Source organism: Methylobacterium sp. WL116, from assembly GCF_008039455.1.
In the GTDB taxonomy this organism is placed as follows: Bacteria; Pseudomonadota; Alphaproteobacteria; order Rhizobiales; family Beijerinckiaceae; genus Methylobacterium.
This window is the reverse complement of record NZ_VRUV01000274.1, coordinates 1-6,174: the sequence shown is the minus strand read 5'-3', so window position 1 is coordinate 6,174 and position 6,174 is coordinate 1. Positions and strand designations below refer to the sequence as shown.

The window sequence follows — 6,174 nt, the reverse complement described above, 5'->3', positions numbered from 1 at the left end:
GATCGCCGAACGTGCCGGTCCACACATGAGGACCAGCACGCACCCTGGCGCGGGGTGGAGCAGCCCGGTAGCTCGTCAGGCTCATAACCTGAAGGTCACAGGTTCAAATCCTGTCCCCGCAACCAAACACACCACATACACCTCACAAAACCGCAAACAGCCGGCCCGCGCACCACGCAGGCCGGCTGTTTGCGTTTAGGGACAGCAGTCGACGCCGAGGCGATAACGGTCGCCTGCGGCTCTGCCAAAGCCCTGCGTCCGACATTCCACCTGACGACCGCCGTTGCGCGTCCCCCGCAGGGGAGGGGGCACGGCAAGATGACGGCACAGGGACGTCGCGCGTCTACTCGGCCTGCGGAGCCGGCGTTCCGCTGTCGGGATTTATGCCTTCCACCGGCGGCTTGCGACGGGGACGGGGCGTCGCTGCGGGCGTGGCCGTCGTGGTGACGCCGAGGCGGGTGGCCAGCGCGAGGGCGCGGTTCTCGGTCACCCGGAGATGGCAGAAGCCGTGGGCGCCCTCCCTTGCGTAGGTCCGGCAGAGCTGCTCGCGGTCCGAGGAGAAGGCGGCCTGCTCCGTGACGATCGGCCGAACGTCCTCGCGCCGGGCGCGCTGCGTCATCAGCTTGTAGTTCTCACGCACCGCCTTGTCGGCGACCCCGCGGGCCGAGTCGAACTCGGCCGAGCGCGGGATCAGGCCGGCGGCGGCCGGCCCCCACAGGCCGACCGGGGCGGTGGCGCAATCCTGCGCCGAGAACGTGCATAGCGGGGTCGGGCCGAGGCTCGATACCAGCACGCCTCCTTCCGTCACGTCGAAGCGCAGCGGGCATTCGGCGGCGGCCGCCTCGTAGCGCGGCACGCCCTCGGGCTTGCCCTCGGAGGTCAGCGACACGGGCCCGCCGCCGCCGAGCGGCACCTTGCAGGATTCGGTCGGCTGCGAGACCTTGGTGCCGGGCAGCGTGATCCTGGCCGCCATCCCGGATCCCGAGCGCTCGAGCTTGAGGCTTCCGGTCAGGCCGTTGAGCATCAGCTCCTGCCCGACGACGCCGTCTTCCGAGGGCGCCTTCAGCACCACCGGCCGGGCGGGCACCGCAGGGCGCGGCGCGTCGGGCAACGGTGCCGACGGATCGTCGGGAAGCGGCGTGCCGGGGATGGGTCCCGACGGCGGGGCGGTCGGGACGCCGCGGGGCGGAACCGGAGGCTTGGCTGCGCGGCCGATCCCGAACAGCTCCTCGAAGAAGTTCTGGGCCGAGGCTTCGCCGGGCATCAGGGCCGCGAGGGCGAGGCAGGGGGCCGCGAGCAACGGGAGGACGGGTCTGCGGGTCGGACGCATCGGGTCTTTCGGGCCGGGGACGGCGGCAGGTGGCCCGCGCGATGCCGGCCTCGCACCCTGCCGGACGCTCTTTACGAAGCGTTAACACGCCTTCGATGGCGCGGGCGTGGCCGAGGCGCAACAAAATGCAGGCCGGCACGACGTGCGCTTTGCGGGCCCACAGGTCGAATTTGGGTCACCGGGATGCAATGCAGGGGCGAGCCAGCGGAGAAACCGACCGTCCGGCGGCATTCGCCGAGCCGGCGCAAGGACTTGCACGGATCGCGCATCTCGGGGCCCGGCTTCGCCTTGCGAGCCCGCATCGCCCTTCTTATATCCGGCGAGACGCGGGATTAAGCATGGGATTGGAGCCGTTCGCGGCCCTTGTTCCGGCCCCGGTTCCGTCTCCACATCTTCTCACACCACACCGCCATGGGCCGAGCTGCTTCGGGGCTCGGCGGTCTGCTTGATCGCAACCAACAAAAGGGATCCCACCATGGGTAAAGTCATCGGCATCGACCTCGGCACCACCAATTCGTGCGTCGCCGTGATGGAGGGCTCGCAGCCCAAGGTCATCGAGAACGCGGAAGGCGCCCGCACCACGCCGTCCATCGTCGCCTTCACCGACGACGGCGAGCGCCTCGTCGGCCAGCCGGCCAAGCGCCAGGCCGTCACCAATCCCGAGCGCACCTTCTTCGCCATCAAGCGCCTCGTCGGCCGCACCTACGACGATCCGATGACGCAGAAGGACAAGGGCCTCGTGCCTTACAAGATCGTCCGCGGCGACAACGGCGACGCCTGGGTCGAGGCCGACGGCAAAAAGTACTCGCCGTCCCAGATCTCGGCCTTCACCCTTCAGAAAATGAAGGAGACCGCCGAGTCGCATCTCGGCCAGCCGGTGACGCAGGCCGTCATCACGGTGCCGGCCTACTTCAACGACGCCCAGCGCCAGGCGACCAAGGACGCCGGGCGGATCGCCGGCCTCGAGGTGCTGCGCATCATCAACGAGCCGACGGCGGCGGCGCTCGCCTACGGCCTCGACAAGAAGAAGGCCGGCACCATCGCGGTCTACGACCTCGGCGGCGGCACCTTCGACGTGTCGATCCTCGAGATCGGCGACGGCGTGTTCGAGGTGAAGTCGACCAACGGCGACACCTTCCTCGGCGGCGAGGACTTCGACAACCGCGTGGTCGAGTACCTGACCGCCGAGTTCAAGAAGGAGCAGGGCATCGACCTGACCAAGGACAAGCTCGCCCTCCAGCGCCTCAAGGAGGCCGCCGAGAAGGCCAAGATCGAGCTGTCCTCGGCGACCCAGACCGAGATCAACCTGCCCTACATCACCGCCGACGCCACCGGTCCGAAGCATCTCGCGCTCAAGCTCAGCCGCGCCAAGTTCGAGTCGCTGGTCGACGATCTGGTCCAGCGCACGATCGAGCCGTGCCGCAAGGCACTCAAGGATGCCGGCGTCTCGGCCTCCGAGATCGACGAGGTCGTGCTCGTCGGCGGCATGATCCGCATGCCGAAGATCCAAGAGGTTGTGAAGTCGTTCTTCGGCAAGGAGCCGCACAAGGGCGTCAACCCGGACGAGGTCGTGGCCATCGGCGCCGCGGTCCAGGCCGGCGTGCTCCAGGGCGACGTCAAGGACGTGCTGCTGCTCGACGTGACCCCGCTCTCGCTCGGCATCGAGACGCTGGGCGGCGTGTTCACCCGGCTCATCGATCGCAACACCACGATCCCGACCAAGAAGAGCCAGACCTTCTCGACGGCCGAGGACAACCAGAACGCGGTCACCATCCGGGTCTTCCAGGGCGAGCGCGAGATGGCGGCCGACAACAAGCTGCTCGGCCAGTTCGACCTGATGGGCATTCCGCCGGCCCCGCGCGGCATGCCGCAGATCGAGGTGACCTTCGACATCGACGCCAACGGCATCGTCAACGTGACGGCCAAGGACAAGGCGACGAACAAGGAGCACCAGATCCGCATCCAGGCCTCGGGCGGCCTCTCGGATGCGGACATCGAGAAGATGGTCAAGGACGCCGAAGCGAACGCGGAGGCCGACAAGCGCCGCCGTGAGCTCGTCGAGGTGAAGAACCAGGGCGAAAGCCTGATCCACGCGACCGAGAAGTCGGTCAAGGAGTACGGCGACAAGGTCTCGGAGGCCGACAAGGGCGGCATCGAGACGGCGATGACCGCGCTCAAGACCGCGCTCGAGGGCGAGGACGTCGAGACGATCAAGGCCCGCACCACCGACCTGATGCAGGCCTCGATGAAGCTCGGCGAGGCGATGTACGCTGCGAGCCAGACCCCCGAGGGCGGTCCGGACGCCGCCGCCGGCCAGGAAGCCAAGAAGGACGACGTCATCGACGCCGACTTCTCGGAGGTCGACGAGAAGGACCAGAAGAAGCGGGCGTAAGCTCCGCGCGCAGCCTGAAGCGGGGCCGGAGCGATCCGGTCCCGTTTTCGCTTGCGGGTTCGGCTTCGGGCCGTCATTCCGGGGGCCGCTCCGGCGCCCGCGCGGAGCGGGCGGCCGCCCGGGCGCGACACGACCCTTCAAGACGCGGAACAGCGACATCGCCGACTGCCTGGGGCAGGCGGACGGATTGTTAGGGACTATCGAGGCAAGGCATGTCGAAGCGGGACTATTACGAGATCCTGGGCGTCGCCAAGACCGCGTCGGACGGCGAGATGAAGGTCGCCTTCCGCAAGCTCGCCATGACCTACCACCCGGACAAGAATCCCGGCAACAAGGACGCCGAGATCAAGTTCAAGGAGATCAACGAGGCGTATCAGTGCCTGTCCGACGGGCAGAAGCGCGCCGCCTACGACCGCTTCGGCCACGACGCCTTCACGCAGGGCGGCGGCCAGGGCGGGCCCGGATTCGGCAACGAGTTCGGCGACTTCATGTCGGACATCTTCGACAACTTCTTCGGCGACGGCCGCGGCGGCCAGCAGCAGACCCGCGGGCGCGGCGGCGCACCGGGCCGCGAGCGCGGGGCCGACCTGCGCTTCAGCCTGGAGATCTCGCTCGAGGAGGCCTTCACGGGGAAGGCCGAGACCATCAAGATCCCGACCTCGATCACCTGCGAGACCTGCGCCGGATCGGGGGCGAAGCCCGGCTCCAAGCCGCGCACCTGCCAGACCTGCGCCGGCTACGGCCGAGTGCGGGCGGCGCAGGGGTTCTTCGCGATCGAGCGCACCTGCCCGAACTGCCACGGTCGCGGCGAGATCGTCGACGACCCCTGCACGGCCTGCGCCGGCGCCGGCCGGGTCAACCGCGAGCGCACGCTGGCGATCAACGTGCCGGCGGGCGTCGACGACGGCCTGCGCATCCGGCTCGCCGGCGAGGGCGAGAGCGGCCTGCGCGGCGGGCCGGCCGGCGACCTCTACGTGTTCCTCTCGATCAAGCAGCACGCCTTCTTCCAGCGCGACGGTGCCGACCTGTTCTGCCGGGTCCCGATCTCGATGGTGACGGCGGCGCTGGCCGGCGAGATCACCGTGCCGGTGATCGACGGCTCGCAGACCCAGGTGCGGATCCCGGCCGGGACCCAGACCGCCAAGCAGTTCCGCATCAAGGGCAAGGGCATGCCGGTCCTGCGCACCCGCGAGGTCGGCGACCTCTACATCCAGGTCTTCGTCGAGACGCCGCAGAACCTGACCAAGCGCCAGCGCGAGCTGCTCCAGGAGTTCGGCCAGACCGCCTCCGACGACAATCATCCGGAGGCCGCCGGCTTCTTCTCGAAGGTGCGCGATTTCCTCGGCGGCTTCGGCGGCACCGCCCGCCAGTAGCGGGAAACGCAAGATGCGGGGCCGGGCGGATCAAAACCGGCCGGCCCCGGTTGAGCCTTCGGCCGAGGTCGCTTCGATCGCCGAGGCTGGTGTGATCGCAATGCGCTAGGCACGAGCGCAACCTTGCCTGTAAGACATGTGCCGACCGCTGCGCTGACCGCCGGGATCGCGACGTCGCGATCGGACCTGAAGGAACATCGGACTTGCCGCCGCTACGTCGTTCCAGTGCGAAAGCCTCGTCCGTGAACGCGAAGGTGCGGCGCGATCCGCTGGAGGACGAGGCGCGGTTCCTCAAGTCCTGGCTCGAGCGCCCCCTCGTCACCGGCTCGGTCACCCCGTCCGGCAAGATGCTGGCCCGGACCATGGCGGCCTACGTCGATCCGGCCGTCTCCGGTCAGGTGATCGAGATCGGACCCGGCACCGGCCCCGTCACCGAGGCGCTGATCCGCCGGGGCGTCGCGCCCGAGCGGCTGGTGCTCATCGAGTTCAACCCCGATTTCTGCACCCTGCTGAAGCGCCGGTTCCCCGGCGTCACCGTGGTGCGCGGCGATGCCTACGACATTCGCGGCAGCGTCGGCGCGGTGCTGACCGGGCCGGCGGCCGCGACGGTCTCGAGCCTGCCGCTGTTCACCAAGCCGCTCGAGCAGCGCCTCGACCTGCTCAACACCGCCCACGACCTGATGCATCCCGGCGCGCCGTTCGTGCAGTTCACCTACGCCGTCGTGCCGCCGATCCCGGCGCGCTGCGCGCTGGGCAGCTACACCGCCAGCGGCTCGAACCGGGTCTGGCTCAACCTGCCGCCGGCCCGGGTCTGGGTCTACCGCCGGCCCTGATCGGCGGGGTGCCCCAATGCGAGCTGAGCGTAGGCCTCAGGTCGCATTCAGGTGCTGGTTGCTACTTCTCCTCTCAAGGCCGGTGCGCGAGCAGCCGGTCGCCCGAGAAGGAGAACCGCCGATGTCCACGACGCCGACCCGAACCCGCCTCGCCCTCGCGGCCCTTGCGCTCGCCGGCGGCCTCCGGATGATTGTCGTCGGAGGCGGTCTGGCCGAACTCCTGGAGCCGCGGCCGTATCCGTAGCC

At 69.1% G+C, this 6,174-nt stretch carries 4 protein-coding genes and 1 tRNA gene; 4 read left to right on the top strand and 1 reads right to left on the bottom strand.

The window, feature by feature from the left end:
- The first annotated feature begins 48 nt into the window (after positions 1-48).
- Positions 49-125: transfer RNA gene (locus FV223_RS17810), tRNA-Met, on the top strand.
- 218 nt (positions 126-343) lie between these two features.
- On the opposite strand, the gene FV223_RS17805 is transcribed toward FV223_RS17810, so the two are convergent.
- Complete coding sequence (locus FV223_RS17805; protein WP_147728274.1) at positions 344-1,330, bottom strand: hypothetical protein; 987 nt, start codon at positions 1,328-1,330, stop codon at positions 344-346.
- A gap of 475 nt (positions 1,331-1,805) precedes the next feature.
- Here FV223_RS17805 and dnaK point away from each other — a divergent pair, with 475 nt between their 5' ends.
- The 3 genes from dnaK (at position 1,806) to FV223_RS17790 (ending at position 5,928) form a co-directional block, all read left to right on the top strand.
- Positions 1,806-3,722 (top strand): molecular chaperone DnaK, encoded by a 1,917-nt coding sequence (gene dnaK, locus FV223_RS17800; RefSeq protein WP_147728273.1) that lies wholly within the window; start codon positions 1,806-1,808, stop codon positions 3,720-3,722.
- 212 nt (positions 3,723-3,934) lie between these two features.
- Positions 3,935-5,095: a molecular chaperone DnaJ gene (dnaJ, locus tag FV223_RS17795; RefSeq protein WP_147728272.1), complete on the top strand. Its 1,161-nt coding sequence runs from the start codon at positions 3,935-3,937 to the stop codon at positions 5,093-5,095.
- Positions 5,096-5,298: 203 nt separating this feature from the next.
- A complete protein-coding gene (locus FV223_RS17790; protein WP_147728271.1) occupies positions 5,299-5,928 on the top strand; it encodes an rRNA adenine N-6-methyltransferase family protein in 630 nt (209 codons plus the stop codon).
- Positions 5,929-6,174 lie beyond the last annotated feature (246 nt).